Genomic DNA, 3,379 nt, shown 5'->3' on the forward strand with positions numbered 1-3,379 from the left:
CCGCGCCGCAGCCAGGCGACCACCGCCTCCAGCCCCGGCCGCAGCCCGACCGGCTCGCCGAGGCCGAGCAGCGCCCGCGCGCGTGCCGGGTCGCCGAGCGAGTGGCGGATCTCGCCGGCGCGCGGCGCCGCGTGGCGGATCTCAGCCGCGTGGCCACAGGCGCCGGCGATGGCGTGCGCGAGCTCCACCACCGAGGTCGCGCGCCCGGTGCAGACATTCAGCACCGGCGCCTCCGTCGAGGCCGCGTCGAGCCCCGCGAGCAGCGCGGCGACGACATCGGCGACGAAGACGAAGTCGCGGGTCTGCCCGCCATCGCCGAACACCGTCACCGGCTCGTTGCGCGAGAGCCGGTCGCAGAAGATCGAGATCACGCCGGAATAGGGCGAGCGCGGGTCCTGCCGGGGGCCGAACACGTTGAAGAAACGCAGGCCGAGGGTCGGCACGCCATGCACATGGCCTGCAACCAGCGCATGCTGCTCGCAGCCCAGCTTGTCCGCGCCATAGGCCGAGAGCGGCCGCTTCGGCGCGTCCTCGGCGATCGGCAGCACCGCCTGCTCGCCATAGACGGCGGCGGAGGAGGCATAGACCACCGGCACGCGCCGCTCCCGCGCCGCGTCCAGCACGGCGATGGTGCCCGTCAGGTTGGCCCGGTGCGTGCCGAGCCAGTCCTGCACGCCGCGCTCCACCGAGGCGATGGCGGCCAGGTGGAAGCAGCCGGCCACGCCCGCCATCGCGTCGCGCACCAGCGCGGCGTCCGCGACATCGCCGCGCAACAGCTCCGCGCCGGGCAGCAGGTTGTCGAGCGAGCCGGTGGAGAGATCGTCCAGCACGCGCACCGCATCGCCCCGCGCCGCGAGCGCCGCGCAGAGATGCGATCCGATGAAGCCGCAGCCGCCGGTGACGAGGTAGAGAGCCAAGAGGGGGGAACTCCGGTCCTGGTTGCGGGAAGCGCGGCTAGCGCCGTGCCGAGGGGGCGCAGCGCGGCGCCTGCTCCGGCACGCGCGCGAGGCCGGGCGGCGCGACGGTGTGATAGGGGAAGCGCTGGAAGACGGTCAGCCGCGTGTAGGGCATGTTGGAGGCGGCCAGCCACTCCCACGCCTCCTTCGCCCGCGGATCGTTGAACACATGGCCGATCAGCGCGAGGGAGAGCATGCCGAGGCGCGGATACTCGCCGTTGCTGCGCTTCCAGCCATCGCCATTGGACAAGCCTCGCTCGCGCGTCGTCTCCGCCACCTCGCGCCAGGTGTGGAACGGGGTCTTGGGCGGCTCGTCATTCGACGGCCGAGGTTCCGCCATGATGGCGATCTGGTAGGCGACGCCGTCGTTGCGGGGGAAGCCCTGGTCCGTCGCGAAGAAGCGCCCGACGAGGAAGTTGCGCATCCAGTCGAGGACGGCGCGCGCGTCCTCCTGCCCGCGCAGGGCCGCCATGGCCGCGGTCGAGGCGAAGTAGTCATGCTGCCACGGCGACAGGTTCAGCGCGTAGCCCAGGTTGCGCTGCCCCAGCCAGCCATGCACCCCGCCCTGCACGCGGGTCCATTCGGGAAGCTGGTCGCGCACCCATTTCCAGTTCAGCGTCGTCACTTCCTCGAGATAGGCGCGGTTGGGATCGTCCTCCGGCGCGATCCAGCTGGCCTCCGTCAGCTGGCGCATCGTCCAGGCGGCGCTGCGCGTCTGCCGGTTCTTCATCACCAGCATGTCGTTCTCCGGCCCGTCGGAGCGCCGTGCGGCAGGCCAGACGGTGACGACGTTCCAGGCCCCCTGCGCCAGCAGGTTGTCCAGGAACGGCCGGCGCCCGGTCAGCAGATAGGGCACGAAGTTCAGCGCGGGCTGGTGCGAGGGGGTCGCGCCGCGCTGCCAGACGGTGATCGGCACCGGCCGCACCAGCGTGTAGGGTGGCTGTCCGCCGCGCTGATCCCACCAGAAGCGCGGCCAGCGCTTCACGTCCATCCAGCCGCCCTTGCCGTCGGCGCCGCCGGTCGGGTCCCAGAAATGCCACGGGATGCCGCCGGAGGCTTCCGCCTGGCCGACCGCGAAGGCCTCCGCCCGCGCATCGCCCGAGGTGACCCAGGCGGCGATCCAGTTGGTGGTCTGGCCGAGATCCGGCCGCGCGCCAGGGGCGCCCATGCTGGTCTGCAGCCCGCGCGGGTCGAGCGGCGCGTCCCAGTCGGATCGCGACGTCGCCCGCTCGATGTCCTCGAACACGCGCTCGCCCACGCCGACCGAGAGGTCGTAGGGCATGATCGCGCCCGCGGCCGCGAGATAACGCGCATCGTGGATCACCCGCGGCGGCGGCGGCGCCGTGGCCCCGCCGCGCGCCGCGCCGACCAGCCGCCCCCAGGCGCCATACTGCCAATGGCGCGGCACATCCGCGGCGAGGGCCGCCCGCCCGTCCACCGAGAGGCGCATCGCATAGGCGACGTCGTCGCCGCCGCGCTGCATCGCGATGTCGTTGCGCAGCCAGAGGTCCACCCACACGGTGCCGTCGCCGCGCACCGCGACATCGGCGACGCAGCGCAGCGAACGGACGGCGCCGCGCGGCGCCGGCAGCATCAGCCGCGCCTGCGTCGCGCGCGGCCCGGATTGCCCGGGCGCGCTGGGCTGGCCGGCGCGGAGCCGCGCGCCGAGATCGGCACGCCAGGGCGCCCCGCCCCCGGTCGGCGTCAGCTCGATGGTGATCTCCCGCCCTTGCAGGGCGGTGGCGAAGTCGAGCGGGGCGGCGGCCGGCGCGGGTCCGTCGCGGCGCGACAGGACCACGCCGGCACGCTGCCCGGCCGGAAGCGCCGGCGCCGCGAGCGCCACCACGCCGAAGCGCGCCGAACCGTCGGGATGCCGGCGCGAGACGTCGATCTGCACCGGCAAGGCGCGGCCGTCGCCGGCAAGCCGCGCCGCGAGGCCGGCGCCGCGCGGCAGGTCGCCGGGGCGGAAGGCATGGCCGAACACCGTGACGGTGCCGGCCGGCGCGCCGCTCCCTTCCAGGACGAGCCCGGCGATGTCGCCCGCGCGATCCGGGCAGGGCATCTGCGGCAGCCGCACCACCACCCGGTCGGCGTTGCGCTGCGGCTGGCGGCGGTTCCCCTGCTGCGCCTGCGCTTCCGTCGCCCCGCCGGCGCAGCCGGGCAGCGCCAGGCCGAACAGCAGCGCAAGGTCGCGCCGCCCGAAACCGGACCGCCGGGTCATGCCGCGCTGCCCGCGAGGAGGCGCCGGAACAGGTTGAGCTGGCCCATGGTGGTCTCCTCCCAACCGAAACGCTCCGCATAGGCACGTGTCGCCGCCCGGTCGGGCGGCGCGGCGAGCAATCGCCGTATCGCTGCGGCGATCGTCGCCCGGCGTGGGGCGGGGCGCCCACCCCCCCCCCCCCGGGCGGGCCGCGCCGCCGGCC

General features: G+C 74.8%; 2 protein-coding genes and 1 pseudogene. All 3 read right to left on the minus strand.

The genetic code is table 11. The features are described 5' to 3' along the window. The coding region (locus AC1MIR_RS13600) for an NAD-dependent epimerase/dehydratase family protein (protein WP_480028683.1) at positions 1-917 on the minus strand (917 nt) is incomplete at its 3' end. Between the two features lie 37 nt (positions 918-954). Then, positions 955-3,177 carry a hypothetical protein gene (locus AC1MIR_RS13605; protein WP_480028684.1) on the minus strand — a complete coding sequence of 741 codons (2,223 nt, stop codon included), beginning with the start codon at positions 3,175-3,177 and terminating at the stop codon, positions 955-957. Then, a pseudogene (locus AC1MIR_RS13610) lies at positions 3,174-3,379 on the minus strand (hypothetical protein); the annotation flags it as partial. The pseudogene AC1MIR_RS13610 and the gene AC1MIR_RS13605, both read right to left, overlap by 4 nt.

This window comes from Falsiroseomonas sp. RANM36, assembly GCF_056682175.1.